The 25635-nt window shown below is 43.5% G+C and carries 32 protein-coding genes and 1 riboswitch; of the genes, 25 read left to right on the top strand and 7 right to left on the bottom strand.

Annotation, left to right across the window (positions count from 1 at the left end):
* The first annotated feature begins 169 nt into the window (after nt 1-169).
* From tapA to tasA, 3 genes are all read left to right on the top strand, one after another.
* Complete coding sequence (gene tapA / locus NSQ09_RS18260) at nt 170-925, top strand: amyloid fiber anchoring/assembly protein TapA (protein WP_017696199.1); 756 nt, start codon at nt 170-172, stop codon at nt 923-925.
* Nucleotides 909-1481: a signal peptidase I SipW gene (gene sipW / locus NSQ09_RS18255; RefSeq protein ID WP_144453308.1), complete on the top strand. Its 573-nt coding sequence runs from the start codon at nt 909-911 to the stop codon at nt 1479-1481. Before tapA ends, sipW begins: the two co-directional genes overlap by 17 nt.
* Before the next feature lie 64 nt (nt 1482-1545).
* Nucleotides 1546-2331 carry a biofilm matrix protein TasA gene (gene tasA / locus NSQ09_RS18250; protein WP_014477324.1) on the top strand — a complete coding sequence of 262 codons (786 nt, stop codon included), beginning with the start codon at nt 1546-1548 and terminating at the stop codon, nt 2329-2331.
* Nucleotides 2332-2423: 92 nt separating this feature from the next.
* Here the strand turns inward: tasA and sinR are convergent, their stop codons facing one another.
* From sinR to NSQ09_RS18230, 4 genes are all read right to left on the bottom strand, one after another.
* Nucleotides 2424-2759: a transcriptional regulator SinR gene (gene sinR, locus NSQ09_RS18245; RefSeq protein ID WP_003226345.1), complete on the bottom strand. Its 336-nt coding sequence runs from the start codon at nt 2757-2759 to the stop codon at nt 2424-2426.
* A gap of 33 nt (nt 2760-2792) precedes the next feature.
* A complete protein-coding gene (gene sinI / locus NSQ09_RS18240) occupies nt 2793-2966 on the bottom strand; it encodes an anti-repressor SinI (RefSeq protein WP_003230187.1) in 174 nt (57 codons plus the stop codon).
* Nucleotides 2967-3148: 182 nt separating this feature from the next.
* Nucleotides 3149-3943: a YqhG family protein gene (locus NSQ09_RS18235; protein ID WP_017696202.1), complete on the bottom strand. Its 795-nt coding sequence runs from the start codon at nt 3941-3943 to the stop codon at nt 3149-3151.
* Nucleotides 3944-3963: 20 nt separating this feature from the next.
* On the bottom strand, nt 3964-5637 hold the full coding sequence (locus NSQ09_RS18230) for a DEAD/DEAH box helicase (protein WP_017696203.1): 1674 nt from the start codon (nt 5635-5637) through the stop codon (nt 3964-3966).
* A gap of 168 nt (nt 5638-5805) precedes the next feature.
* Nucleotides 5806-5907: riboswitch (glycine riboswitch) on the top strand.
* Between the two features lie 170 nt (nt 5908-6077).
* Between NSQ09_RS18230 and gcvT the strand changes: the two genes are divergently transcribed.
* Genes gcvT through gcvPB form a run of 3 tightly spaced genes read left to right on the top strand, consistent with a single transcriptional unit; the run spans nt 6078 to nt 10001 of the window.
* The gene (gene gcvT / locus NSQ09_RS18225) at nt 6078-7166 is read left to right on the top strand and encodes a glycine cleavage system aminomethyltransferase GcvT (protein ID WP_341032299.1); all 1089 of its coding nucleotides are present in this window, start codon (nt 6078-6080) and stop codon (nt 7164-7166) included.
* Nucleotides 7167-7195: 29 nt separating this feature from the next.
* Nucleotides 7196-8542, top strand: coding sequence for an aminomethyl-transferring glycine dehydrogenase subunit GcvPA (gcvPA, locus tag NSQ09_RS18220; RefSeq protein WP_017696205.1), 1347 nt, complete (start codon nt 7196-7198; stop codon nt 8540-8542).
* Nucleotides 8535-10001, top strand: a complete 1467-nt coding sequence (gene gcvPB, locus NSQ09_RS18215; RefSeq protein WP_069837630.1) for an aminomethyl-transferring glycine dehydrogenase subunit GcvPB — start codon at nt 8535-8537, stop codon at nt 9999-10001. Before gcvPA ends, gcvPB begins: the two co-directional genes overlap by 8 nt.
* A gap of 34 nt (nt 10002-10035) precedes the next feature.
* Here the strand turns inward: gcvPB and NSQ09_RS18210 are convergent, their stop codons facing one another.
* On the bottom strand, nt 10036-10416 hold the full coding sequence (locus NSQ09_RS18210) for a rhodanese-like domain-containing protein (RefSeq protein WP_041334944.1): 381 nt from the start codon (nt 10414-10416) through the stop codon (nt 10036-10038).
* Nucleotides 10417-10606: 190 nt separating this feature from the next.
* On the opposite strand from NSQ09_RS18210, the gene lipM reads away from it, so the two are divergent.
* From lipM to NSQ09_RS18195, 3 genes are all read left to right on the top strand, one after another.
* Entirely contained in the window at nt 10607-11443 is an 837-nt protein-coding gene (gene lipM, locus NSQ09_RS18205) for an octanoyltransferase LipM (protein WP_041334941.1), read from the top strand.
* Between the two features lie 99 nt (nt 11444-11542).
* The gene (mntR, locus tag NSQ09_RS18200; RefSeq protein ID WP_003236923.1) at nt 11543-11971 is read left to right on the top strand and encodes a transcriptional regulator MntR; all 429 of its coding nucleotides are present in this window, start codon (nt 11543-11545) and stop codon (nt 11969-11971) included.
* A 125-nt stretch (nt 11972-12096) separates the two neighbouring features.
* A complete protein-coding gene (locus tag NSQ09_RS18195) occupies nt 12097-12972 on the top strand; it encodes a patatin-like phospholipase family protein (protein WP_017696208.1) in 876 nt (291 codons plus the stop codon).
* On the opposite strand, the gene NSQ09_RS18190 is transcribed toward NSQ09_RS18195, so the two are convergent.
* Nucleotides 12969-13364 carry an SA1362 family protein gene (locus NSQ09_RS18190; RefSeq protein ID WP_003226367.1) on the bottom strand — a complete coding sequence of 132 codons (396 nt, stop codon included), beginning with the start codon at nt 13362-13364 and terminating at the stop codon, nt 12969-12971. The genes NSQ09_RS18195 and NSQ09_RS18190 overlap by 4 nt on opposite strands.
* Before the next feature lie 39 nt (nt 13365-13403).
* Entirely contained in the window at nt 13404-14360 is a 957-nt protein-coding gene (locus tag NSQ09_RS18185; RefSeq protein ID WP_341032291.1) for a DUF1385 domain-containing protein, read from the bottom strand.
* A gap of 226 nt (nt 14361-14586) precedes the next feature.
* Here NSQ09_RS18185 and NSQ09_RS18180 point away from each other — a divergent pair, with 226 nt between their 5' ends.
* From NSQ09_RS18180 to yqhY, 16 genes are all read left to right on the top strand, one after another.
* The gene (locus NSQ09_RS18180) at nt 14587-15123 is read left to right on the top strand and encodes a YqhR family membrane protein (RefSeq protein ID WP_072557057.1); all 537 of its coding nucleotides are present in this window, start codon (nt 14587-14589) and stop codon (nt 15121-15123) included.
* A gap of 86 nt (nt 15124-15209) precedes the next feature.
* The gene (gene aroQ / locus NSQ09_RS18175) at nt 15210-15656 is read left to right on the top strand and encodes a type II 3-dehydroquinate dehydratase (RefSeq protein WP_015384075.1); all 447 of its coding nucleotides are present in this window, start codon (nt 15210-15212) and stop codon (nt 15654-15656) included.
* Complete coding sequence (gene papA, locus NSQ09_RS18170) at nt 15653-16714, top strand: aminopeptidase PapA (RefSeq protein WP_014480240.1); 1062 nt, start codon at nt 15653-15655, stop codon at nt 16712-16714. Before aroQ ends, papA begins: the two co-directional genes overlap by 4 nt.
* Nucleotides 16715-16738: 24 nt before the next feature.
* Nucleotides 16739-17296, top strand: coding sequence for an elongation factor P (gene efp, locus NSQ09_RS18165; RefSeq protein ID WP_003226377.1), 558 nt, complete (start codon nt 16739-16741; stop codon nt 17294-17296).
* A gap of 146 nt (nt 17297-17442) precedes the next feature.
* Nucleotides 17443-17724, top strand: coding sequence for a YqhV family protein (locus NSQ09_RS18160; protein WP_004398639.1), 282 nt, complete (start codon nt 17443-17445; stop codon nt 17722-17724).
* 75 nt (nt 17725-17799) lie between these two features.
* Nucleotides 17800-18723, top strand: coding sequence for a stage III sporulation protein AA (gene spoIIIAA / locus NSQ09_RS18155; RefSeq protein ID WP_029317922.1), 924 nt, complete (start codon nt 17800-17802; stop codon nt 18721-18723).
* Nucleotides 18717-19232 (top strand): stage III sporulation protein SpoIIIAB, encoded by a 516-nt coding sequence (gene spoIIIAB, locus NSQ09_RS18150; protein WP_221776801.1) that lies wholly within the window; start codon nt 18717-18719, stop codon nt 19230-19232. The genes spoIIIAA and spoIIIAB overlap by 7 nt, the downstream gene beginning before the upstream one ends.
* A gap of 22 nt (nt 19233-19254) precedes the next feature.
* Entirely contained in the window at nt 19255-19461 is a 207-nt protein-coding gene (gene spoIIIAC / locus NSQ09_RS18145) for a stage III sporulation protein AC (RefSeq protein ID WP_003153142.1), read from the top strand.
* A gap of 6 nt (nt 19462-19467) precedes the next feature.
* Nucleotides 19468-19869 carry a stage III sporulation protein AD gene (gene spoIIIAD / locus NSQ09_RS18140; protein ID WP_003230228.1) on the top strand — a complete coding sequence of 134 codons (402 nt, stop codon included), beginning with the start codon at nt 19468-19470 and terminating at the stop codon, nt 19867-19869.
* A gap of 18 nt (nt 19870-19887) precedes the next feature.
* The gene (gene spoIIIAE / locus NSQ09_RS18135; RefSeq protein ID WP_340956028.1) at nt 19888-21087 is read left to right on the top strand and encodes a stage III sporulation protein AE; all 1200 of its coding nucleotides are present in this window, start codon (nt 19888-19890) and stop codon (nt 21085-21087) included.
* 13 nt (nt 21088-21100) lie between these two features.
* Entirely contained in the window at nt 21101-21721 is a 621-nt protein-coding gene (gene spoIIIAF, locus NSQ09_RS18130; protein WP_341032282.1) for a stage III sporulation protein AF, read from the top strand.
* Entirely contained in the window at nt 21714-22403 is a 690-nt protein-coding gene (spoIIIAG, locus tag NSQ09_RS18125) for a stage III sporulation protein AG (protein ID WP_014477307.1), read from the top strand. Before spoIIIAF ends, spoIIIAG begins: the two co-directional genes overlap by 8 nt.
* Nucleotides 22404-23060, top strand: a complete 657-nt coding sequence (gene spoIIIAH, locus NSQ09_RS18120) for a stage III sporulation ratchet engulfment protein SpoIIIAH (protein WP_041334928.1) — start codon at nt 22404-22406, stop codon at nt 23058-23060.
* Nucleotides 23061-23215: 155 nt separating this feature from the next.
* Complete coding sequence (gene accB / locus NSQ09_RS18115) at nt 23216-23698, top strand: acetyl-CoA carboxylase biotin carboxyl carrier protein (RefSeq protein WP_341032277.1); 483 nt, start codon at nt 23216-23218, stop codon at nt 23696-23698.
* An 11-nt stretch (nt 23699-23709) separates the two neighbouring features.
* Nucleotides 23710-25062: an acetyl-CoA carboxylase biotin carboxylase subunit gene (accC, locus tag NSQ09_RS18110; protein WP_341032274.1), complete on the top strand. Its 1353-nt coding sequence runs from the start codon at nt 23710-23712 to the stop codon at nt 25060-25062.
* 20 nt (nt 25063-25082) lie between these two features.
* On the top strand, nt 25083-25490 hold the full coding sequence (gene yqhY, locus NSQ09_RS18105) for a fatty acid biosynthesis protein YqhY (protein WP_003230254.1): 408 nt from the start codon (nt 25083-25085) through the stop codon (nt 25488-25490).
* Nucleotides 25491-25635: the final 145 nt, after the last annotated feature.

Raw genomic sequence — 25635 nt, 5'->3', positions numbered from 1 at the left:
GCAATACTGAGCAAGACTTTGTAATATGATGAAAATATTCTTTTAAACGAACAAAATGAGCGATTTCGGTGTTTTTAAATCTATAAATCGTTGATTATACTCTATTTGTGTAGTTCTTTAAAAAGAACGATTGTCATATCAAGTTACAGTGTTTTACAGGAGGTAAGATATGTTTCGATTGTTTCGCAATCAGCAAAAGGCGAAGACGAAACTGAAAGTGCTGCTTATCTTTCAGCTTTCAGTCATTTTCAGTCTGACTGCCGCAATATGCTTACAATTTTCCGATGATACAAGCGCTGCTTTTCATGATATTGAAACATTGGATGTCTCACTTCAAACGTGTAAAGACTTTCAGCATACAGATCAAAACTGCCAATATGATAAACGCTGGGATCAAAGTGATTTGCACATATCAGATCAAACAAATACGAAAGGGACTGTATGCTCACCTATTACCTTATTTGCTGAACTCAAAAATACAGGCGAGAAACTTAAGAAATCAAAGTGGAAGTGGGAGCTTCATAAGCTGGAAAATGCCCGCAAACCGTTAAAGAATGGGAATGTGATCGAAAAAGGATTTGTCTCCAATCAAATCGGCGATTCACTTTATAAAATTGAGACGAAGAAAAAAATGAAACCCGGCATTTATGCATTTAAAGTATATAAACCGGCCGGCTACCCGGCAGACGGCAGTACATTTGAGTGGTCGGAGCCTATGACGCTTGCAAAATGCGATGAAAAACCGACAGTTCCTAAAAAAGAAACGAAGTCGCACGTCAACAAGGAAACAACACAAAAGGATATACAGAAAAAAACAATAAAAGAAGAAACATCTCAAGAAGCTGTAACAAAAGAAAATGAAACTCAATCAGACCAGAAGGAAAGCGGGGAAGAGGATGAAAAAAGCAATGAAGCTGATCAGTAATATTTTATACGTGATCATCTTTACTCTTATTATTGTGCTGACACTTGTCGTGATTTCAACACGTTCATCGGGGGGAGAGCCGGCGGTGTTTGGGTATACGCTGAAATCAGTTCTGTCAGGTTCGATGGAGCCGGAGTTCAATACGGGTTCCTTAATATTGGTCAAAGAAATCGCTGATGTGAAAGAGCTCCGAAAAGGTGACGTTATTACATTTATGCAGGATGCAAATACGGCTGTCACCCACAGAATTGTTGACATAACAAAGCAAGGAGACCATTTGTTATTTAAAACAAAAGGTGATAATAATGCAGCAGCTGATTCAGCGCCTGTATCGGACGAAAATATTCGCGCGCAATACACAGGTTTTCAGCTTCCATATGCCGGCTATATGCTTCATTTTGCCAGTCAGCCGATTGGAACGGCTATATTATTGATTGTTCCCGGCGTGATGCTGTTAGTGTACGCTTTTGTGACGATCAGCAGCGCCATTAGAGAAATTGAAAGAAAGACAAAAGCCTTGGAAACAGATACAAAGGACAGCACCATGTCTACTTAACTTCAGTTGTAAACCTGGCAACAGGTTTCGATATAAAACATTCAATAAAAGGGGAGTTTTAACCATGGGTATGAAAAAGAAATTGAGTTTAGGAGTTGCTTCTGCAGCACTAGGATTAGCTTTAGTTGGAGGAGGAACATGGGCAGCATTTAACGACATTAAATCAAAGGATGCTACTTTTGCATCAGGTACGCTTGATTTATCTGCTAAAGAGAATTCAGCGAGTGTGAACTTATCAAATCTAAAGCCGGGAGATAAGTTGACAAAGGATTTCCAATTTGAAAATAACGGATCACTTGCGATCAAAGAAGTTTTAATGGCGCTTAATTATGGAGATTTTAAAGCAAACGGCGGCAGCAATACATCTCCAGAAGATTTCCTCAGCCAGTTTGAAGTGACATTGTTGACAGTTGGAAAAGAGGGCGGCAATGGTTACCCGAAAAACATTATTTTAGATGATGCGAACCTTAAAGACTTGTATTTGATGTCTGCTAAAAATGATGCAGCGGCTGCTGAAAAAATCAAAAAACAAATTGACCCTAAATTCTTAAATGCAAGCGGTAAAGTCAATGTAGCAACAATTGACGGTAAAACCGCTCCTGAATATGATGGTGTTCCAAAAACACCAACTGACTTCGATCAGGTTCAAATGGAAATCCAATTCAAAGATGATAAAACAAAAGATGAAAACGGGCTTATGGTTCAAAATAAATATCAAGGCAACTCCATTAAGCTTCAATTCTCGTTCGAAGCTACACAGTGGAACGGCTTGACAATCAAAAAGGACCATACTGATAAAGACGGTTATGTGAAAGAAAATGAAAAAGCGCACAGCGAGGATAAAAATTAATAACAGCCATAAAAAGAGACGGCCCAGTATTCATATACTGGGCCGTCTCGATGTTTATTGACAAAAGAGGAGTTAGTGCCTCTGCTCAGGCACTACTCCTCTTTTTGGGATTTTCTCCATTTTTGATAATCTAAAAATTCACGAAATTGTTTTTTCGATACCCCGGATGTCATCGCATCGCGAACCAATTTCTCCCATTCACTATCTAATTGACCATCGTATTCGGTTTCATGTTTCTCATCGAGCAAAGTATGAACCGAGACGTCCAGAACAGCGGAGACTTTTTCGAGAAATTGAATGGAGGGGTTCGTTTGTAGATTTCGTTCTATTGAGCTTAAATAAGACTTCGCTACCCCAGCTTTTTCAGCTAGTTCTGATAGTGAGTAGCCTTTTTCTTTACGGTATTGTTTAATACGCTGGCCAATCAATGTCATCACCTTCCTTGTGATATTATAGCACATTCAGAAAGGATTTACGGTATGACTTCTGGCTGCCGGACCAGGATGAGCAGACTTTTTGTTTAAAAGTAAATATTTTCGTATTTCTTCCGGGCTGATATTTGCCTCTTTGGCTTCCACCATTAATTCAACCCATTCTTGATCCAATTCAAAGTGCTCTTGTTTTGCATTCTTCATGCAGTTTCTCCTCCTAAAATACTTGTTTATGTATTTCAGCCAGTCCGGCCATGACTTATTGTATGCTTCATTAGTCTCTGGAAGTCATTTGCCATTAAATCGCCAGCATTTTTTTCCAATATACCTTTATTATAATCGTATTTTCTCAAAAAAAACGAGAATGATGTCGAATGGTAAAAAAGTTAGCTTGAAATATTATTTTGCAGATAAAACAATCCGCCATTTTCAATTTCAACTGATACCTTTGGTTGATACAAGGTTTTCAGCGCCTGTTTTTCTAGATAGTATTCTTCTGGTTTTTCTTCTATATGCTCGTAAAACTTATCAAGCAATGTCATATCATTCTTCCACCTGTTAACCGCCTGTTCCGCCCAGTCGGACGGCTCCTGCATAGCGGATTTGGAAATATAGTTTTCCATACGCTTAAGTCCGCTTTCTGGTTTGATCATAGGTGAAATGGTGAAGCAATAGTCACATATTTGAGACGTCAGTGAAAACTGGGTCAGCTTGCTTTGAAAATCTTCAATTATCGTTCCAGAGACTAGGTGAAGACCTAGTGACAATAACTTATCCTTTTTCATGTCGGACTGGTATGAAATCGTGACATTTATACCAAGCCAAGGCTGAAGTGGGACTTTAGCTCCGGCTGATTCAATTTTCTCATACATTCTGGTAAATCTCCCATTTTGTTTAACAGCTTTAAATATTTGAAAAAGACGCGGGGCCCCAAAATATATAAATTCACCATCTAGGTCTTTTGGCGCATTTTCTTTATCTGTAATAAAAGTGATTTTCATTGGATTCGGATCACCGCCTGTCTTCTCGCGCCAATGCCAGTAGAAAGGGCGGTTCATGATTTGTTTGTCCATTTCAACTGTAAGCTGCACTGTCATATAGCCTAAGCCTTGATCGACGATTTGGCAGCTGTTTGCTTGAAAAAAACGCAGCAGAAAATCGTGAACCTCTTGCTGTCTCACTAATAAAACCTCCTTACAGGCTAAGATCCTCTTTTTTCAGCAGGCTGCTGTTTTTTATAAGACAAAAATGAGGTTAAGTTATCCATTTTTATTTTCATTTCTTCTTCTGTTGCTGAGTGATACAAAATGTCATGAAGGTGCTCTTCAAAATTGTTCACTTGAATTTTCGTTAAAATATCATCAAGTTCACCGACCACTTTTTCAAACAAATGAATTTTTTCATATAAAAGCTTTAGAATATGCTCTTCCACCGTATGTTTTGTCGCCATGTTATAAATATGCACGTCACGCTCCTGCCCGAGTCTGTGAATTCTTCCGATTCTTTGCTCAAGCCGCATCGGGTTCCATGGCAGGTCATAGTTGATCATGTGATTGCAAAATTGCAGGTTAATTCCCTCACCGCCTGCTTCAGTTGCAATAAGGACTTGGATCTTTCCGCGGAAAAGATCCTTCATCCAGTCTTTTTTTCCACGTTTAAATCCGCCTCTAAACGGCACAGAACTGATGCCGTTTTGCTGAAGAAACCACTGCAGATAAATCTGGGTTGCACGGTATTCTGTAAAAATGATGACCTTATCGTCGATCTTTTTGATCAAATCAACAACTTGAAGCGCTTTAGAGTTTTGTGTCACTTGATTGATGCGATCTATTAAAACTGAAATCGTATCCTCATCAATGGCAGGTGCTTGTTTCTCTTTTTGATCAAGCATCTTTTTCAGCGTCATATACACCGCTTCTCTGCTCGAACAGCATTCTCTTTGCAAGGTCATAATCGAGAACATGCTGGCTGGTTTATTGATACTGTCCTTCAAGCGGGAAATTTCATCATAAAGCGCCTGCTCTGATGGAGAAAATTCAATTGGCACTGTTTCAACATGGCGCTGTTTCCAATTCAGCCCTGTATCATGCCGCCTGTTACGGATCATGACTTTATTCACAAGATCTTTTAAATGTTCATGCGCTTCTAAACTGGATTTCTTCTTGGTGAACTCTTCCTGAAAGTGATTCTGACTGCCTAAATGGCCGGGTTTTAATAAGGACACCAAATTGAAAATCTCTTCGATACGGTTCTGGATTGGCGTCGCGGTAAGAAGCAGGCAATATTTTTTTACGAGATTCCGGACAAATTCATAGTTCTTCGTTTTGCTATTTTTCAGTTTGTGTGCCTCATCAATAATGACAAGATCATATGGGATTGACAGAACGATTTCGCGATGGGGCGAGCGCTTCGCGGTGTCTATTGATGAGACGACAATATCGCATTGCTCCCACACATAGCTTTTCTTTTGTTCAACAGCCGGAATCAAAAATTTTTCCTGAAGCTCTTTGACCCATTGTGACACAAGGGAAGCGGGCACAAGGATCAAAATTTTTTTTGCTAACCCGCGAATCATATATTCTTTTAGAATCAGTCCAGCTTCAACCGTTTTCCCGAGACCAACCTCGTCTGCTAAAATCGCTTTGCCGTTCATTTTTTCAACCACTTTTTGCGCCACCTCAAGCTGGTGGGGGAGCGGCGTAAAGGAAGGCAGATATAAAGGAGCCCGTAAACCTTCAAACTCTGGAATTGCTAATGTTTTTTGGATTTCTGCAGAGAGCTTGTACAGTTCCCAGTTTGCCCAAGGGCCATCGTTTTTCAGTCTTTCAGCAAATTCTTCAGGCCATTTTGCATCGTAGATCATTTCTGTATTCATTGCTTTGAAACCGCCTTTCTTATTCTTCGATTCTTAAGATGAACAATATAAGAAAAATCTGCCCAAATTGCTGTTGCCCAGCATATAGTGATGATGGTAGGATATGAGTATGTATTTGATGTAAGATATTGCTATAGTATGTCCATAACAGCATGAAAATATGAGCGAATGACAGCAAGGGGAGAGACCTGACCGAAAACCTCGGGATACAGGCGCCGAAGGAGCAAACTGCGGAGTGAATCTCTCAGGCAAAAGAACTCTTGCTCGACGCAACTCTGGAGAGTGTTTGTGCGGATGCGCAAACCACCAAAGGGGACGTCTTTGCGTATGCAAAGTAAACTTTCAGGTGCCAGGACAGAGAACCTTCATTTTACATGAGGTGTTTCTCTGTCCTTTTTTGTATGTTTTTAGCTGCGCCGTTGATAAAGGGGAGGAATTAGATGCTGAAAAGAACGCCGTTATTTGACCTGTATAAGGAATATGGAGGAAAAACGATTGATTTCGGAGGCTGGGAGCTTCCTGTTCAATTTTCTTCTATAAAAAAAGAACACGAGGCTGTCCGAACTGCAGCCGGTTTGTTTGATGTATCTCATATGGGAGAAGTCGAAGTGTCAGGGAACGACAGTCTGTCTTTTTTGCAAAGATTGATGACAAATGATGTTTCCGCGTTAACGCCAGGCCGTGCTCAATATACAGCGATGTGTTACCCGGATGGCGGAACCGTCGATGATTTGCTTATCTATCAAAAAGGAGAGAACCGCTATCTGCTTGTCATTAATGCTTCTAATATAGATAAAGACTTGGCTTGGATGAAAGAACATGCAGCAGGTGATGTGCAGATTGACAATCAGTCAGATCAAATCGCGCTCTTGGCTGTACAGGGACCGAAAGCAGAAGCGGTCGTAAAAAATCTGACAGATGCAGATGTGTCTGCATTAAAGCTGTTTGCGTTTATTGATGAAGCCGATATCAGCGGCCGCAAAGCACTTATTTCACGCACTGGCTATACGGGAGAAGACGGGTATGAAATTTACTGCCGCAGTGATGATGCTATGCATATTTGGAAAAAAATCATCGATGCAGGGGATGCATACGGATTGATTCCATGCGGTCTCGGTGCACGTGATACACTCCGGTTTGAAGCGAAGCTCCCGCTCTACGGTCAGGAGCTGACCAGGGATATTACACCGATTGAAGCAGGTATAGGCTTTGCTGTAAAGCACAAAAAGGAGTCTGACTTTTTCGGTAAGTCAGTATTGAGTGAACAAAAAGAAAACGGAGCGAAGCGCAAACTTGTCGGTCTCGAAATGATTGAAAAAGGGATACCGCGGCACGGATATGAGGTTTTCCAAAATGGCAGGTCTGTCGGAAAGGTGACAACCGGCACGCAGTCACCGACATTAGGGAAAAACGTCGGCCTTGCCTTAATTGATTCGGAAACGAGTGAGATCGGGACTGTTGTAGATGTAGAGATTCGCAAAAAATTAGTGAAAGCAAAGGTTGTCAAAACACCATTTTATAAACGCTAATATTTTTTCTTGGAGAGAGGAGACAACACATGAAGCACCGTTATTTGCCCGCAACAGAAAAGGATAAACAGGAGATGCTTGCTACTATCGGCGTAAGCAGCATCGATGATTTATTTGCTGATATTCCGGAAAACGTCAAATATAAAAAAGAGTATCAAATCAAAAAAGCGAAATCAGAAACAGAATTAACAAGAGAACTGACAAAGCTGGCCTCTAAAAATCGTGATACCATACAACACGCTTCTTTCTTAGGAGCGGGTGTATATGACCACTATCAGCCTGTCATTGTGGATCATGTCATTTCGCGCTCTGAGTTTTATACCGCATATACGCCTTATCAGCCAGAGATTTCACAAGGAGAACTCCAGGCTATTTTTGAATTCCAAACGATGATCTGTGAATTGACAGGCATGGATATCGCCAACTCCTCGATGTATGACGGCGGAACAGCCTTGGCGGAAGCAGCAATGCTAGCTTCAGGCCACACGAAAAAGAAAAAAATCGTTGTGTCAAAAACCGTGCATCCTGAATCGCGAGAAGTGCTGAAAACGTACGCAAAAGGTCAGTATATTGATGTTGTTGAAGTACCCGCTGCGGATGGCGTTACGGATCTTGATGCATTGCGCCAAACCGTTTGCGAGAACACAGCCGCAGTGATCGTTCAGTACCCGAATTTTTTCGGCCGGATCGAGCCATTAAAGGATATTGAGCCTATCGCTCATCAAGGGAAATCCATGTTTATTGTTTCAGCCAACCCGCTGGCGCTAGGTCTTCTCACTCCGCCGGGCAAGTTTCAGTCTGATATCGTCGTCGGTGATGCGCAGCCTTTCGGCATTCCTTCAGCATACGGCGGCCCGCATTGCGGCTTTTTTGCCGTTACTAAAAAATTAATGAGAAAGGTGCCGGGCCGTCTCGTCGGACAAACGGAAGACGAAAACGGAAAAAGAGGCTTTGTGCTTACCCTGCAAGCCAGGGAGCAGCATATCCGCCGGGATAAAGCAACATCAAATATATGCTCGAACCAAGCTTTAAATGCGCTGGCAGCATCAGTGGCCATGACTGCTCTCGGAAAAAACGGCGTAAAAGATATAGCCGGCCAAAATCTCTTAAAAGCCAACTATGCAAAGCAAGAAGCAAAAAAAGCAGGCCTTACCGTTATGTTTGACGGGCCGATGTTTAATGAATTTGTCATCAAACTGGATGAGCCGGTGAGAGCTGTGAACAAGCGTTTGCTGGCAAAAGGCATGATTGGCGGATATGATCTTGGGCTGACGTATCCGGAGCTGGACTGCCATATGCTGATTGCTGTAACGGAGCTGAGAACAAAAGAAGAAATTGACGCACTCATTCAGGAATTGGGGGATCGCCATGAGTAATCAGGACCAGGCACTTATTTTTGAACTTTCAAGAGAAGGCCGAATCGGCTATAGTCTGCCGGAGCTCGATGTACCGGAAATCGAATTGGGGGACCTCTTGTCAGACACCTATATTCGTGACGAAGACGCAGCGCTGCCGGAGGTTTCAGAGCTGGACATCATGCGCCATTATACAGCGCTGTCCAAACGCAATCACGGGGTGGATTCCGGTTTTTATCCTCTCGGTTCTTGCACGATGAAATACAATCCGAAAATCAATGAAAAAATCGCGCGTATACCCGGTTTTGCAGCAATTCATCCCCTTCAGGATGAAGACACGGTGCAAGGCGCATTAGAGCTTTTATATGATTTAAGCAAGCACCTTGAAGAAATAACGGGAATGGATGAGGTTACGCTTCAGCCTGCTGCCGGAGCGCACGGCGAATGGACGGGGCTGATGATGATCCGTGCCTATCATGAAGCTCGCGGGGATTTCAAGCGGACGAAGGTCATTGTCCCTGATTCCGCGCATGGGACGAATCCTGCATCAGCGACAGTAGCAGGCTTTGAAACCGTTACGGTGAAATCGAATGAAAAAGGGCTTGTTGATTTAGAGGATTTAAAAAGAGCAGTGAATGAAGAAACTGCAGCTCTTATGCTGACGAATCCGAACACGCTCGGCTTGTTTGAGGAGCAGATTACAGAGATGGCGGAAATTGTACACCAAGCGGGGGGGAAACTGTATTATGACGGCGCTAATTTAAATGCTGTTTTAAGCAAGGCGAGACCTGGAGATATGGGATTTGACGTGGTGCACCTCAACCTGCATAAAACATTCACAGGCCCTCATGGCGGCGGAGGCCCCGGCTCAGGCCCTGTCGGCGTAAAACAAGATCTGGTTCCTTATTTGCCAAAGCCAGTTTTAGTCAAAAAAGAAGGGCGCTTTACGTTTGATTATGACCGCCCTCATGCGATCGGCCGTGTGAAGCCGTATTACGGCAACTTTGGCATTAATGTGAGAGCGTATACGTATATTCGCTCCATGGGGCCTGACGGATTAAAGGCTGTTACTGAGAACGCAGTGTTAAACGCCAATTATATGATGAGAAAGCTCGCGCCTTATTACGATCTTCCGTTTGACCGCCATTGCAAGCATGAATTTGTATTATCAGGGAAGCGGCAGAAAAAGTTGGGAGTGCGTACGCTTGATATTGCAAAACGGCTCCTTGATTTCGGCTATCATCCGCCGACGATTTATTTCCCGCTTAATGTTGAAGAATGCATCATGATCGAGCCGACGGAGACCGAATCAAAGGAAACACTGGACGCGTTTATTGATGCTATGATTCAAATCGCAAAAGAAGCGGAGGAGAATCCGGAGCTTGTTCAGGAGGCCCCGCATACAACGATTGCAAAAAGAATGGATGAAACAAAAGCGGCGAGACACCCAGTGCTAAGATACGAGGCAGAAGAAAGATAAATAAAAACAGCTGTCTACCAGACAGCTGTTTGCTTTATTTCTTCGCTTTAATCTTTCCGCCCCATTTTTTAAAGCCGCCTTTTAGGTTGTAAATCTCAGTGCAGCCGTTTTTGCGCAGGGTTTGTGCCGCGCGTCCGCTGCGGACACTGTTTTGGCAGTACAGGTAAACAGGCTTGTCCGGACGGATTTCATTTTTTCTCTGTTTCAGCTGGGAAAGCGGGATGTTGCGGGCGCCTAAAATATGTCCGCCCTCAAACTCATTTGGTTCACGAACGTCAATAAGCTGCGCTTTGCGGTAACCCGCGCGGAATTCTTCCTCGGAAAGTGTTTTCATAATTCGCTGCTGATAGACATATGAAGCAATCATATAGATGATAAACGCAGCAAAAATAATCAAAACGATCATATTAGACAATGTGATTCTACTCCTTTAGCATATAAAATCAAAACCCTGCTTCATAAAACAAGGTCATAGAGCCGTTTTCGACAAATACTATTATAGTAAAGCACAGCGTGATTGTCATCTATAATGGAACTAAAATATTTTTCATTTTCCCGGCAGTTTGATAAACTGATTCTATTAAAACGGTAAGGAAGGTCTTAAAATGCAAAAAGAAACTTGGCGGTTTATAGACTCAGGCAATGCAAGTCCTGCATTCAATATGGCGCTTGATGAAGCGCTTTTATATTGGCACAGCGAAAAGAAAATCCCCCCGGTTATCCGTTTTTACGGCTGGAATCCGGCGACACTTTCTGTAGGGTATTTTCAAAATATTAGAAAGGAAATCAATTTTGAAGCAGTACATAAATATAATCTCGGATTCGTCAGACGCCCGACCGGCGGGAGAGGTGTGCTGCACGATCAGGAACTGACATACAGCGTAATTGTTTCGGAAGAGCACCCTGAGATGCCGGCGACTGTTACTGAGGCTTACCGGGTTATTTCAGAAGGCATACTTCAAGGCTTTAGAAATCTCGGTCTGGACGCTTACTTTGCCATCCCGAGAACCGAAAAAGAGAAAGAAAGCTTAAAAAATCCGCGGTCATCTGTTTGTTTTGACGCGCCTTCGTGGTATGAGCTAGTGGTTGAGGGGCGCAAGGTGGCGGGAAGCGCGCAAACGAGACAAAAAGGCGTGATTCTTCAGCATGGCTCCATTCTGCTTGATTTGGATGAGGACAAGCTGTTCGATCTGTTCTTATATCCGAGTGAAAGAGTAAGAGAACGGATGCAGCGCAATTTCAAAAATAAAGCGGTTGCCATTAATGAACTCACTGAAAAGCGGGTGACGATGGATGAGGCTCGTAAAGCCTTTAAAGAAGGGTTTGAAACAGGTCTTAACATTCATTTGGAGCCATATGAACTTTCTCAGGAAGAGCTTGATTTTGTTCATCACTTGGCTGAAACAAAGTACGCTTCAGATGAATGGAATTATAAGCGGTAAACAGGGCTTTTGACCCGCGGAGCATCCTTGTTTTTTCAAGTTCATTAGTGTAAACTTGTAATGGTTTATAAAGTTAAGGTGCTTTTTGGGAGGGTTTCGATGACAACACCAAGTATGGAAGATTATATTGAACAGATTTATATGCTGATTGAAGAAAAAGGATATGCACGAGTTTCCGATATCGCGGAAGCATTGGCAGTCCATCCCTCCTCTGTAACAAAAATGGTTCAAAAACTAGATAAAGACGAATATTTAATTTATGAAAAATATCGCGGTCTCGTGTTAACGTCTAAAGGGAAAAAAATAGGCAAACGGCTGGTATACAGACATGAATTGCTTGAGCAGTTTTTAAGAATCATTGGTGTTGATGAAGAGAAAATATATAACGATGTCGAAGGAATCGAACATCATTTAAGCTGGAACAGTATTGATCGCATCGGGGATCTTGTTCAATATTTTGAAGAAGATGATGCCCGTAAAAAAGATCTGAAATCAATCCAAAAGAAAACAGAACATCATAATCAGTAAAAAGGCGGTCTCGAAGGAGGCCGTCTTTTTTGATACGCTGACGCCACCCGTCATTCGTTGGTCTATTTCTTCGCGTGTTTTCTTAAAATGGTAATAAACGATCGGATGGAGGGGGAGGGAATGAGATGTATATTGACGGTGTGTTTTCCGGCGGAGGAGTAAAAGGCATTGCGCTCGCAGGCGCTTATGAAGTGCTTGAGGAAAAAGGCTTCCGCTTTAAAAGAGTTGCGGGTACAAGCGTCGGCGCCATTATTGCTGCTTTCATTGCGTCAGGTTACACCAGTAAGGAAATCCACGCTTTAATTGAAGAAGTGGACGGAGAGAAATTGCTGGATCAGAGGTACTCATTTCTCCCCTTAAAGATGCTCCAGTGGGTGTCCATCTACTGGCGTCTTGGCTTATACAAAGGAGATACGATAGAAAAATGGATTGCTGATCTGTTAAGAGCGAAAGGCATAAGGGTTTTCGGCGATTTGCAGAAAGGGTCTCTGCGCCTTATTGCTTCTGATCTGACAAACGGCACCATGATTGTTTTGCCAGACGATTTGGCCCGTTACGGGTTAAATCCAGATATGTTCCCGGTTGCCAGAGCGGTCAGAATGAGCTGCAGCATTCCATATTTCTTTGAACCGATAAAATTAAAAACGGACACAGGCACCGCCACGGTTGTCGACGGAGGTGTGTTAAGCAATTTCCCAATCTGGCTGTTTTCAAAGGAAAGAAAGCGCCCTGTGATCGGTGTCACGCTTGCGCCGCGTGAAAGAGAGCGTCCGAAAAAAAATATCCGCAACGCTTTTGAACTGTTCGGCACCCTGTTTGAAACGATGAAGGATGCTCATGACGCAAGGCACATTGCGTCACGCTATGAACAAAATATCATTTTTCTCCCTGTCGATGACGTAATGGCCACTGATTTTCATTTAACACAACAAAAAAAACTAGCCCTGATTGAGCTAGGTAAAAGACGGACAGAGCTGTTTTTAAAGCAGTGGACCTATTAAAAAAGCGCTCTGTTTTTCTTTTTATTTTTTTTCCCTTCTATAACAGTCAGCTGAGTCTGGCTTTTTTTCTTGAGAATCATCGGCTTAGGCTTGCTGGCGCTCGGAACGCTTCGCAGGTGGCTGACACGTCCCTTATGTCCGGCGCGGTGTTTTGCTTTTTGTTCTTTCATCCGGCGCCGCGATTGTTTCGCCGCTTTTTTGAAGGCTGCTCCTTCGCTGCCCGCATTTCGATTCATTACATATTTCACAATAAAATAAATAATGATACCTGCCACGATGACGGTTACCGCCATTTTTGCCATTTCTCCGGGATTGGTTACCAGCACATAGAGGAAACCGAACGCTCCCAGCGCAATTAATACAGCAATAATAGGTTGTACACGATGATTCATAACTGTCCACCTCCGAAAGTAATAGCAGGGCAACGGATTTTAGATGACGTTGTGAGAAGGCTTCTGATTTTGCTCAGACAATGCTTCGAGTCTGAGAAGTTCGTTAAAGCTTTCGATGGCAACTTCAACCTGGTCATCCTTAGGTTCCTTTGTGGTTAACAGCTGAAGCCAAAGTCCCGGGTACCCAAGTAATTTCAGACCGGGAATGTCACGCACTTTGTTTGTCAGCTGCAGAACTTCAAAGGATATACCAAGCACGACCGGTATCAGTGCGACACGATCTATAACACGCAGCCAAAGCGGATCTGTCGGAACGAGTAAATAAACAAACATGCCGACAATAATCGTAAATAAAATAAAGCTTGATCCGCAGCGGTAATGAAGCCGAGATTGGGTTTGGACATTCTCTACGGTAATTGGCAAATTCTGTTCATAACAGTTTATGACTTTATGTTCGGCTCCATGATATTGAAACACTCTTTTAATGAGCGGTGTCATGGACAAAAAATAGATGTAACCGAGCAGCAAAATCAACTTAAACAGGCTTTCAACCGCGATTTGCGCTGTGTCCGAGGAAAAAATCGGCCTTGTCAGTTCAGCTAAGAAAACTGGAACCAATGTAAATACGAATTTACTGAACAAAAATGATAGGACGCCTATAACTGCGAGGCTGAGATACATAGACAGCCCGGAGGATTTTTTTTCTTCCTGCTCAAGTGTCTCGTCTTCAGATGGATCGAGCCCGTAACGTTCGCTTGAAAAATTCAGATGCTTTGTGCCGTTTGCACTCGCTTCGATAATGGCCGCGATCCCCCGTAAAAACGGTATCTTTTTCACGATGTTCAGTTTCGGGTTGTGTTTGCGTGGAAGCTTAAAAAAGTCAATGCTTCCATCCGTTCTTCTGATGGCTGTAACGTAATGATGCTTTCCGCCAAACATAACGCCTTCCACAACAGCCTGCCCGCCGTAAGCGGGCGGAACTTTATGTTTTGACATATTATCAACCTGCCTATTTCTTTAGGATTGCTAACCATTTCCTTTCACTCTATTGTACAGGAAACAGCGCTAAACCTCTAGATTGACAGGCTGAAAAAATTGCCATAGCCTTGCTTTTTCTACATGCATTATACCCGTTATTTTCAAATTTTACTCGCAGCTGCCAAAAAGTGTGAGCTTTTTTATTGACATTTCATTTTTTGGGCACACTTTAACTGGAGGTGCCATGATGACAAGCGAAAAAGATACAGAACAAAATGAAGAATTGAATGAGAAGCAAAAGCCGCCTGTTTCAATGGCCGGCAGAGTGGCGGCAACAGGTTTTTGCGGAGGTGTACTTTGGAGTTTCGTTGCTTATATCGCATATTTGTTTCATTTTTCCGAAATCAGCCCGAATATGATATTGCAGCCGTTTGTGCTCGGAGAGTGGAAAAAACATGGGCTGGGAACGGTAATCAGCATCATTTTGATTGGAGTAATTTCAATTGGCGCAGCGTTTCTTTATTTTCTTCTATTGAAACGTTTAAAAACAATGTGGCCGGGTATTTTATACGGCTTGGTGCTTTGGCTGCTCGTGTTTTTTGTTTTTAATCCGATTTTTCCAGAAGTGCGCACGGTGACCGAACTGACATCAGATACAATTATTACGACCATTTGCATTTATTTGCTTTACGGGCTGTTTGTCGGGTATTCCATTTCATTTGAATACAATGAGCTGAATTCGGAAAAGCTTGCACGTGCGCTGGGAATGCATAGAGAATAGTGTATAATCCTTTTCCAGTATGATAAAATGTTCACGAGAAGTGAACATTTTTTACATGAGAAACCCTCGCGAAAAGGAGAGATTATGTGCCTCATTTTTTGATTTTGAACGGACCGAATGTTAACCGGCTTGGGAAGCGTGAGCCTGAAGTATTCGGCCGCCAGACACTGACCGATATTGAAACAGATCTTTTTCAGTTTGCTGAAGCCTTACATATCCAGCTCACTTTCTTCCAGTCTAATCACGAAGGTGATTTGATAGATGCGATACATGAGGCTGAGGAGCAATACAGCGGGATTGTTCTGAACCCTGGCGCCCTGAGTCATTACAGCTATGCGATCAGGGATGCTGTTTCAAGCATCAGTCTTCCTGTGGTAGAGGTGCATTTATCAAACTTATACGCCAGGGAAGAATTCAGGCATCAGTCGGTTATCGCTCCTGTTGCGAAAGGGCAGATTGTCGGTCTTGGAGCTGAAGGCTACAAGCTTGCTGTTCGCTACTTATTAAGCCAGCAAGGGGGAGAATCAAGATGAAGCTAGAGAAATTAAGAAACCTGTTTGGACAGCTGGGAATTGACGGCATGCTGGTTACAAGCAGCACGAATGTACGCTATATGACAGGGTTTACAGGTTCAGCGGGTTTGGCTGTTATATCGGGTGACAAAGCAGCGTTTATTACGGATTTTCGTTATACTGAGCAGGCGAAGGTTCAGGTAAAGGGTTTTGAGATCATTGAACATGGCGGCAGCTTGATTCAGACCACTGCCGACACTGTTGAATCGTTTGGCATCAAGCGTCTCGGCTTTGAACAGAACAGCATGACATATGGCACTTATGCTTCATACAGCGCCGTTATCAGTGATGCCGAATTAGTGCCTGTGGCTGAATCCGTGGAAAAGTTGCGCTTGATTAAGTCTAGTGAAGAGATTAAGATATTAGAGGAAGCTGCGAAGATTGCAGATGATGCCTTCAGACATATCTTGACGTTTATGAAACCCGGCATTTCTGAAATCGCTGTTGCCAATGAGCTGGAGTTTTATATGAGAAGCCAGGGAGCAGACAGCTCTTCTTTTGATATGATTGTCGCCTCAGGCCTTCGTTCAAGCCTTCCGCACGGTGTGGCCAGTGACAAACTGATTGAAAGCGGAGACCTTGTTACGCTTGATTTTGGCGCTTATTATAAAGGATATTGTTCTGATATTACCCGGACGGTCGCTGTAGGTCAGCCCAGTGATCAATTGAAGGAGATCTATCAGGTTGTATTTGATGCTCAGGCGCTCGGCGTCGCACATATTAAGCCGGGAATGACAGGAAAAGAGGCTGACGCCCTCACAAGGGATCATATTGCTGCAAAAGGCTACGGTGACTATTTCGGCCATTCAACCGGGCACGGGCTCGGCATGGAAGTTCATGAATCGCCGGGATTATCCGTCAGATCTTCAGCTATCCTTGAACCGGGTATGGTGGTCACAGTGGAGCCGGGCATTTACATACCAGAAACAGGCGGTGTCCGCATTGAAGATGACATCGTGATTACAGAAAACGGCAACCGGACAATCACCCATTCCCCAAAAGAACTTATTATTTTGTGATTGGAATATAGGAGGACATTAAACATGATTTCAGTTAACGATTTCCGTACAGGATTAACAATTGAAGTAGATGGCGGCATTTGGCGCGTCGTTGACTTCCAGCACGTAAAACCTGGAAAAGGTGCGGCATTTGTCCGCTCTAAACTCCGCAACCTTCGCACTGGCGCCATTCAGGAAAAAACATTCCGCGCTGGTGAAAAAGTAGCGAAAGCGCAAATCGAAACCAAAACAATGCAATATCTATATGCAAACGGAGATCAGCACGTATTTATGGATACTTCTTCTTATGAGCAGCTTGAACTGAGCGCAACTCAAATCGAAGAAGAATTAAAATACCTGCTAGAAAACATGTCTGTGCATATCATGATGTACCAGGATGAAACACTTGGTATCGAACTTCCAAACACAGTTGAGCTGAAAGTTGTTGAAACTGAACCTGGTATTAAAGGTGATACAGCGTCAGGCGGTACAAAACCTGCGAAAACTGAAACCGGGCTTGTTGTAAACGTGCCGTTCTTTGTGAATGAAGGCGACACACTTGTTGTCAATACATCAGACGGTTCTTACGTTTCAAGAGCATAGAAAGAAAAAAAGAAGTCTGTTCCCAAATGGGAGCAGGCTTTTTTTTTGTGCCCAAAAACAGAATCTTTCTTTTATACGAAAATGACAAGACTACTTCAGCAAGCTAGAGCATATCATATAAAAAAATGGGAGGTTGGGAGAGTGCTATGAAATTTTTACTTGGAAATATCAATTCTACTGTTTTAACAATGGCGGGATTACGAGTTTTATCCTCTATGATTGAGCTGACGGCAGCAATTGTCATGCTTGTGACCAACGATGTCCGGAAGGCGGTTGTGGTTAACAGCATTCTCGCTATTGTCGGTCCGTTGATTTTTATCATTACGATGACTGTCGGAATCTACCAAATTGCCGGGCAGCTTTCGTATGCAAAGCTGATTCTGATTTTTACGGGTGTTGTTTTGATTTTGGCGGGTGTTCATAAATAAAGAGAGGCTTGTCATAAAGTCTGCCTCACATCATACATTTTAAAGAAGCCAATCGGTAGAAAGGAGGAGGCTCTGTTGAATGAAATCGCTGAGGTTCTCCCCGAATCCATGAAAAACGCCCTTTCTGAAATACCGGAACAACAATGGCTGGAAATCGAAGAAGTCAGAATTCGGATCAACCGCCCTGTTGAATTGATTCGAAGAGGACAACCTGTTTATTTGTCCTATGCGGGCACGGCCGAGGATGCCCATCTGATCCTGAGCCGGCTTAGCAACTATAGTATGTATACTCTTGAAGAAGAGCTGAAGAAAGGGTATGTCACGATCAGAGGCGGCCACAGAGTCGGACTGGCGGGCAGAGTCATTACGGAAAACGGAGGTGTGAAAGGCCTCCGTGACATCGCATCTTTTAATATACGAATTGCCCGGCAAAAGCTGGGGATTGCGGAGCCGCTGCTTCCATACTTATATCAAAACAGCTGGCTGAATACGCTGATTATCGGACCGCCCCAAACAGGCAAAACAACACTTCTCCGGGACCTTGCGAGGCTCTCAAGCACCGGCAAAAAACCCATGCTGCCCGTTAAGACAGGAATCGTCGATGAACGGTCAGAAATTGCCGGATGTCTTCGCGGCATTCCGCAGCATCAATTTGGTCAGAGAATTGACGTGTTAGACGCCTGTCCAAAAGCTGAAGGGCTGATGATGATGATTCGATCCATGAGCCCTGAGGTGATGATTGTCGATGAAATCGGGCGTATGGAAGATACAGATGCACTTCTGGAGGCGCTGCATGCCGGTGTTTCAGTAATCGTATCGGCGCATGGCTGGAGCATATCCGACCTGATGAAGCGGCCTTCATTGAAGCGTTTGTGGGAAGAAAGAGCCTTTGACCGCTATTTGGAATTATCAAGAGCAAAAGGGCCGGGCACAGTGAGCCAAATTTATGACAAAGACGGAAATGTGCTGTCTAGGACGACGGGCGTGAAAACATGCTGAAGCTGCTGGGCGCTGTATTTATTGTGGTAGCGACAACATGGACAGGTTTTGAGATGGCGAAGATTTATACAGAACGGCCGCGGCAAATCCGCCAGCTGCGTGCGGCGCTTCAATCCCTCGAGGCTGAAATCATGTACGGCCATACACCGCTTCATACTGCTTCACAGCAGATTGCCAAACAGCTCGCACAGCCTGTTTCAGCTCTTTTTTCCGCATTCAGTGATCAGCTGGACAAGGGAAGTGATTCCGCGAAAACGGCGTGGGATCAAAGCTTAAAGAAGGTATGGGACACCCTGTCTTTGAAAAAAAGCGAATACGAAGTGCTGAAGCAGTTTGGCGAGACGCTCGGGATTCATGATCGAATCTCTCAGCAAAAGCACATCAAGCTGGCGCTGACACATTTGGAAGCCTCTGAAGCGGATGCTGAGCAGGCGCAAGCGAAAAATGAAAAAATGATAAAAAGTTTGGGCTTTTTAGCGGGCTTGTTACTCATTCTTCTATTGATGTAAACGTGAGGGGAGCAAAAATAAAATGGGAGTAGACGTGAATGTCATATTTCAAATTGCCGGAGTGGGAATCGTGGTCGCTTTTTTACACACGATATTGGATCAGATGGGCAAGAAAGAATACGCTCAGTGGGTGACGCTGTTAGGTTTTATCTATATTTTATTTATGGTCGCCACGATTGTAGATGACCTATTTAAAAAGATAAAAGCTGTGTTTTTATTCCAAGGATAGGGGGGCTTGCAGATTGACATTGTTCAAATTGTAGGTTTAGGGCTGATCGCCACCTTCCTTTCTTTAATTGTAAAAGAACAAAAGCCGACTTTTGCGTTTTTAATCGTCGTTTTTGCCGGATGTGCCATTTTTCTTTATTTGGTAGACCAAATCTACGACATTATTCGAATGATAGAAAAAATTGCGATTAATGCAAATGTCAACATGGTCTATGTTGAAACCATTTTAAAGATTATCGGAATCGCCTATATTGCTGAATTCGGGGCACAGCTCACAAAAGATGCCGGTCAAGGAGCCATCGCCTCGAAAATAGAATTGGCGGGGAAAATTTTAATACTCGTAATGGCTGTGCCTATTTTAACCGTCATTATTGAAACGATTCTCGGACTTATACCTTCTATGTCATAACCGAAAGGAGGCGGTAGATTGAAGCGCTTTCAATGGGCTTTGCTTTTGGCCGTGCTGATCATAGCAGGCCGTGCAGAAATTGTACAAGCAGCTGGTAATGCAGAAAAAACGGAAGACCATGCTGAAACAGCTGAGCAATTAGCGGAAAGGACAGCAGCCTCGCTTGAAACAGATAAGATCGGGGAATTTTGGAATGACATTATGACAGAATACGGCGGACTGCTGCCGGAAAGCCAAAAAGGCAGCTTAATGGAGTTTATCAATGGCGATAAATCATTCTCACCGCAAGAATGGCTGAAAGCTCTCTTTTCTTATTTGTTTCATGAAGTGCTTGCCAACGGAAAGCTGCTGGGCACATTGATTTTGCTCACGATTTTTTGCGTCATTCTGCAGCTTTTGCAAAATGCTTTTCAGCAAAGCACCGTCAGTAAGGTCGCTTACTCAATTGTGTACATGGTGCTGATTATCCTTGCGCTTAATAGCTTTCATGTGGCAATTAACTATGCAACTGAGGCGATTCAGACGATGACCAGCTTTATCCTGGCGCTCATTCCGCTCCTCTTGGCGCTTTTGGCTTCCTCAGGCGGAGCTGTATCTGCTGCCTTCTTTCATCCTGTTATCCTCTTCCTGATGAACACGAGCGGTCTCTTGATTCAGAATATCGTCATGCCGCTGATTTTCTTATCAGCGATTCTGAGCATTGTCAGCACCATGACCGAACAATACAAAGTAACGCAGCTGGCCAACCTGCTCAGAAATATCGCCATCGGAGCGCTGGCTGTTTTTCTTACCATCTTTCTCGGCGTCATCTCTGTTCAGGGAGCCTCGGCTGCAGTGACAGACGGCATTACGCTCAGGACGGCTAAATTTATAACCGGAAATTTTATTCCTGTGCTTGGCCGAATGTTTACAGACGCAACAGATACAGTAATCAGCGCCTCTTTACTGCTGAAAAATACGGTAGGGATTCTCGGTGTCGCTATTTTGATCTGTATCGCGGCATTTCCGGCAATCAAAGTGCTTTCCCTCGCTTTTATTTATAAGCTGGCAGCCGCGATTCTTCAGCCGCTAGGAGGAGGGCCCGTCATCACCTGCCTCGACGTCATCAGCAAAAGCGTCATTTATATTTTTGCAGCTCTCGCCATTGTGTCTCTCATGTTTTTTTTAAGCCTTACTGTCATAATCACAGCCGGAAACCTCACGATGATGATGAAATGAAGGAGGCAGGCGAATGAGTTTTTTAACGGAATGGCTTACCACCATCGTGTTGTTTATCCTATTTGCAATTGTGATTGATATGCTGCTGCCGAGCTCCAGCATGCAAAAGTACGCAAAAATGGTAGTCAGCCTGCTCTTGATTGTCGTCATGCTTACGCCGATTTTTAAACTTTTCAAGACAGACCCCGAAGTCATCTTTGAATATCTCACAAAAAATGGGCAGTCAGAGTCTGCCGACATAAAAAATCAAATCAATTCAAAAAAAATAGAAATACAAGCTTCCCAGCGCGCATATATTCTAGAAGAAATGGCTGTCCAACTAAAAAAGAAAGCGGAGGAGAGATTCAGTCATGATGAATATAAAGTAGGCCGCATCAAACTCACGGCAGGAGAAAAGGTAGATTCAGAAGAGGATATTAAAACAATCAGCGTGTATATGGCCCCGTCTTCTGAAAAAACGGTCCAAACGGTCGCGCCGGTCCACATTGATACAGATCATGCATACGTAACGAAAGAAGCAGCCGAACAAAAAGAAGCCAAACAGATAAAAACGCAGCTCGCGGACATTTGGGAAATCGGAAGTGAGAAAATTACGGTTCATATGGATGGCGGGGAGAGTGTCGGCAATGAATAAAAACGGATTATGGAATGTATTGAAAAAGCAGTTTCTTCCGGGACAAACGAAGGACGGCGAAAAGCCGAAGCTGACCAAATATCATTACTTTCTATTCGTTTTTGTTCTCGGAGTTTCCTTTATGCTTGTCAGCCAGCTGTTTTCTTCACCTGAGAAAACAGAAAACGCCAAAACGATAACGGCCGTATCATCACAACATTCCGCAGACAGCAAAGAGAAAACAGCCGAAGTGTTTAAAGCCTCAAAATCTGATAAACCTAAAGACTCGATCGATGACTATGAAAAAGAATACGAAAATCAGCTGAAAGAAATTCTTGAAACAATCATTGGTGTGGACGATGTCTCGGTTGTCGTGAATGTAGATGCAACGTCGCTGAAAGTATACGAAAAAAACAAATCAAACAAAAATACAACCACTGAAGAAACTGACAAAGAAGGCGGAACAAGAAGCGTTACAGACCAAACATCGGAGGAAGAAATCGTCATGATCAAAAACGGCGATAAAGAAACACCTGTCGTCGTCCAAACGAAAAAACCTGATATACGCGGTGTACTCGTTGTTGCTCAGGGAGTGGACAACGTTCAAATAAAACAAACCATTATCGAAGCGGTGACACGGGTCCTGGATGTTCCAAGCCACCGGGTTGCGGTTGCCCCTAAAAAAATAAAGGAGGATTCATAAATGCTTAAAAAACAAACCGTTTGGCTATTAACAATGCTTAGTCTTGTCGTGGTGTTAAGCGTCTACTATATCATGTCGCCGGAAAGCAAAAACGCCGTGCAGATGCAAAGTGAAAAAAGCTCGTCTGACAGCGGAGAGGTCGCAACTGAAAAAGCGCCTGCCAAGCAAGACACGAAGGAAAAAAGCGGTACAGAAACTGAAAAAGGAAAAGAAGATGGAACAAAGGGAACGAAAGATTCATCAGCAGACAAGGAAACATCCGCTGAAGCCAGTGAAAAAGGAACTGTTGTTACGGAAACAGCCGATGATGATTTGTTTACAACGTACCGTCTTGATTTAGAAGATGCCAGAAGCAAAGAAAGAGAAGAGCTGAATGCCATTGTGTCAAGCGATGATGCAACAGCCAAGGAGAAAAGCGAAGCATACGATAAAATGACGGCTCTCAGTGAAGTGGAAGGAACAGAAAAACAGCTGGAAACGCTGATTAAAACACAAGGTTACGAGGATGCGCTTGTTAATGCTGAAGGAGATAAAATCAATATTACAGTCAAATCAGACAAACACTCCAAATCGAAGGCGACAGCCATTATAGACCTTGTGGCAAAAGAAATTAAAACAATGAAAGATGTCGCTGTCACATTTGAACCATCCAAGTAAGAAAGAGGAAAAAGAAGTCCGCTAAACAAGCGGGCTTTTTGCGTTGCTGTCATATTAGAGTTGAATTCAAAAGTCCGCTCCTGTAAGATGAACATAGTATGTACTTTTAGTAGTAACCTATAAAAAAGAAATTTCATACATAGGAGTGCGATTGAATGTTAAATATCAAAGAAATCCACGAGCTGATTAAAGCAATTGACGAGTCTACAATTGACGAATTCGTATATGAAAATGAAGGTGCATCCTTAAAATTGAAAAAACATGAAGCAGGCACTGTTCAAGTCATGCAGCAGGCGCCGGCAGCACCTGTACAGGCACAGGCTCCGCAGGCAACTCAGCCGCAAGTGCAGCAAGCAGCGCCTGCACCTGCCCAAGAAGAACCTAAGCAAGATGAGAATTTGCATAAAATCACTTCACCAATGGTAGGAACATTTTATGCTTCTTCATCACCGGAAGCCGGTCCTTATGTAACTGCAGGCTCTAAAGTAAATGAAAACACAGTTGTCTGCATTGTGGAAGCAATGAAGCTATTCAACGAAATCGAAGCGGAAGTAAAAGGCGAAATCGTTGAAGTATTAGTTGAAAACGGCCAGCTGGTTGAGTATGGACAACCTCTATTTCTTGTAAAAGCGGAGTAAGGAGACTTAACATGATAAAAAAGCTATTGATCGCCAACAGAGGAGAAATTGCTGTCAGAATCATCAGAGCCTGCAAAGAGCTCGGCATTGAGACTGTCGCTGTTTATTCAGAAGCTGATAAAGATGCCCTGCATGTGCAAATGGCTGATGAGGCTTTTTGTATCGGACCGAAAGCATCAAAAGACAGCTATCTAAACGTTACAAATATCGTAAGTGTCGCCAAGCTTACCGGCACAGACGCTATTCATCCGGGATACGGATTTTTAGCTGAAAACGCCGACTTCGCGGAATTATGTGAAGAAGTGAATGTCACGTTTGTCGGACCAAGCGCTGAGGCCATTTCAAAAATGGGAACAAAAGACGTTGCGCGGGAGACGATGAAACAGGCGGGCGTGCCAATCGTACCGGGTTCACAGGGAATTATAGAAAATGTGGAAGAAGCGGTTTCGCTTGCTAATGAAATTGGGTATCCTGTAATTATAAAAGCCACCGCAGGCGGAGGCGGAAAAGGAATTAGGGTTGCCCGCACTGAAGAGGAATTGATTAATGGCATTAAGATTACACAGCAGGAAGCGGCAACTGCATTCGGAAATCCAGGTGTATACATCGAAAAATACATAGAAGATTTTCGCCACGTTGAGATCCAAGTGCTTGCTGATAACTATGGAAATACGATCCATTTGGGCGAACGCGACTGCTCGATCCAAAGACGCCTGCAAAAGCTTTTGGAAGAATCACCATCTCCTGCCCTTGATTCAGAAATCAGGGAGCAAATGGGAGATGCAGCGGTAAAGGCTGCAAAAGCGGTTGGCTATACTGGTGCTGGAACAGTTGAATTTATCTATGACTACAATGAACAGCGCTATTACTTCATGGAAATGAACACCAGAATTCAGGTGGAGCACCCAGTCACAGAAATGGTGACGGGAACTGACCTGATCAAGGAACAAATCAAAGTGGCATCAGGAATGGAACTGAGCCTCAAGCAAGAAGATGTTGAATTTGAAGGCTGGGCCATCGAATGCCGAATCAACGCAGAAAACCCAAGTAAAAATTTCATGCCGTCACCTGGTGAAATTAAAATGTACCTGCCTCCTGGCGGTCTTGGTGTCCGTGTCGATTCAGCTGCGTACCCTGGCTATTCCATCCCACCGTACTATGACAGCATGATTGCAAAGGTAATCACATACGGAAAAACGAGGGATGAAGCGATTGCCCGCATGAAGCGCGCATTGAGCGAATTCGTCATCGAAGGCATTGAGACAACAATCCCTTTCCATTTAAAACTGCTTGAACACGAAACATTTGTGAGCGGAGAGTTTAATACGAAATTTTTAGAAACATATGATGTAATGGGCTCATAATTTTTACGGAGGTGAATTGAATGAAAGACAACAGCTTGCTTAAAATGGATCACGAAGATACGCATTTGGGTAAGGTTGAGATTGCACCGGAGGTCATTGAGGTCATTGCCGGCATTGCAGCATCAGAAGTTGATGGGGTTGCCGAAATGCGCGGAAACTTTGCGACAGGCGTCGTTGAGCGCTTTGGCAAAGTGAATCATGGCAAAGGTGTCAAAGTCGACCTGGCGGATGACGGAATTACGATCGATGTATACTGTGTCGTTACATTTGGCGTTTCGATTCCGAAAGTTGCAGCATCCGTTCAGGAAAACATTCGTCAAACCTTATTAAATATGACGTCTCTTTCGATTAACGAGATCAATATTCACATCGTCGGCATTCAATTTGACACAAAAGCCCAAGAAGTCCAAATCGACGAAGAAATGTAAATGGCTTAACACGAAACCAAGGGGAGGGCGGCCCTTTGGTTTTTTTACACGTTACCCTTTATTTCAAAGCATGAAGAAAGCCGGCTTACATAGCCGAGTTTCTTCATGAACGTGAAATCCGAATAATCATATTAAGGTGTGTGAA

The sequence above is a fragment of the Bacillus sp. FSL W8-1202 genome (genome assembly GCF_038006165.1).
Taxonomy (GTDB): domain Bacteria; phylum Bacillota; class Bacilli; order Bacillales; family Bacillaceae; genus Bacillus; species Bacillus subtilis.
This window is presented reverse-complemented; position numbering and strand designations above follow the sequence as displayed.

What these genes read in the sequence shown, in the direction of transcription:
- gcvPA (WP_017696205.1), top strand. Translation starts at nt 7,196, where the DNA reads ATGAAGCACCGTTATTTGCCCGCAACAGAAAAGGATAAACAGGAGATG.
- accB (WP_341032277.1), top strand. Translation starts at nt 23,216, where the DNA reads ATGTTAAATATCAAAGAAATCCACGAGCTGATTAAAGCAATTGACGAG.
- tapA (WP_017696199.1), top strand. Translation starts at nt 170, where the DNA reads ATGTTTCGATTGTTTCGCAATCAGCAAAAGGCGAAGACGAAACTGAAA.
- yqhY (WP_003230254.1), top strand. Translation starts at nt 25,083, where the DNA reads ATGAAAGACAACAGCTTGCTTAAAATGGATCACGAAGATACGCATTTG.
- spoIIIAF (WP_341032282.1), top strand. Translation starts at nt 21,101, where the DNA reads ATGAGTTTTTTAACGGAATGGCTTACCACCATCGTGTTGTTTATCCTA.
- lipM (WP_041334941.1), top strand. Translation starts at nt 10,607, where the DNA reads ATGCAAAAAGAAACTTGGCGGTTTATAGACTCAGGCAATGCAAGTCCT.
- mntR (WP_003236923.1), top strand. Translation starts at nt 11,543, where the DNA reads ATGACAACACCAAGTATGGAAGATTATATTGAACAGATTTATATGCTG.
- NSQ09_RS18230 (WP_017696203.1), bottom strand. Translation starts at nt 5,637, where the DNA reads ATGAATACAGAAATGATCTACGATGCAAAATGGCCTGAAGAATTTGCT.
- papA (WP_014480240.1), top strand. Translation starts at nt 15,653, where the DNA reads ATGAAGCTAGAGAAATTAAGAAACCTGTTTGGACAGCTGGGAATTGAC.
- gcvT (WP_341032299.1), top strand. Translation starts at nt 6,078, where the DNA reads ATGCTGAAAAGAACGCCGTTATTTGACCTGTATAAGGAATATGGAGGA.
- efp (WP_003226377.1), top strand. Translation starts at nt 16,739, where the DNA reads ATGATTTCAGTTAACGATTTCCGTACAGGATTAACAATTGAAGTAGAT.
- accC (WP_341032274.1), top strand. Translation starts at nt 23,710, where the DNA reads ATGATAAAAAAGCTATTGATCGCCAACAGAGGAGAAATTGCTGTCAGA.
- NSQ09_RS18195 (WP_017696208.1), top strand. Translation starts at nt 12,097, where the DNA reads ATGTATATTGACGGTGTGTTTTCCGGCGGAGGAGTAAAAGGCATTGCG.
- sipW (WP_144453308.1), top strand. Translation starts at nt 909, where the DNA reads ATGAAGCTGATCAGTAATATTTTATACGTGATCATCTTTACTCTTATT.
- spoIIIAC (WP_003153142.1), top strand. Translation starts at nt 19,255, where the DNA reads ATGGGAGTAGACGTGAATGTCATATTTCAAATTGCCGGAGTGGGAATC.
- NSQ09_RS18190 (WP_003226367.1), bottom strand. Translation starts at nt 13,364, where the DNA reads ATGAATCATCGTGTACAACCTATTATTGCTGTATTAATTGCGCTGGGA.
- NSQ09_RS18180 (WP_072557057.1), top strand. Translation starts at nt 14,587, where the DNA reads ATGATGACAAGCGAAAAAGATACAGAACAAAATGAAGAATTGAATGAG.
- spoIIIAH (WP_041334928.1), top strand. Translation starts at nt 22,404, where the DNA reads ATGCTTAAAAAACAAACCGTTTGGCTATTAACAATGCTTAGTCTTGTC.
- spoIIIAB (WP_221776801.1), top strand. Translation starts at nt 18,717, where the DNA reads ATGCTGAAGCTGCTGGGCGCTGTATTTATTGTGGTAGCGACAACATGG.
- tasA (WP_014477324.1), top strand. Translation starts at nt 1,546, where the DNA reads ATGGGTATGAAAAAGAAATTGAGTTTAGGAGTTGCTTCTGCAGCACTA.
- gcvPB (WP_069837630.1), top strand. Translation starts at nt 8,535, where the DNA reads ATGAGTAATCAGGACCAGGCACTTATTTTTGAACTTTCAAGAGAAGGC.
- sinI (WP_003230187.1), bottom strand. Translation starts at nt 2,966, where the DNA reads ATGAAGAATGCAAAACAAGAGCACTTTGAATTGGATCAAGAATGGGTT.
- spoIIIAG (WP_014477307.1), top strand. Translation starts at nt 21,714, where the DNA reads ATGAATAAAAACGGATTATGGAATGTATTGAAAAAGCAGTTTCTTCCG.
- NSQ09_RS18160 (WP_004398639.1), top strand. Translation starts at nt 17,443, where the DNA reads ATGAAATTTTTACTTGGAAATATCAATTCTACTGTTTTAACAATGGCG.
- NSQ09_RS18185 (WP_341032291.1), bottom strand. Translation starts at nt 14,360, where the DNA reads ATGTCAAAACATAAAGTTCCGCCCGCTTACGGCGGGCAGGCTGTTGTG.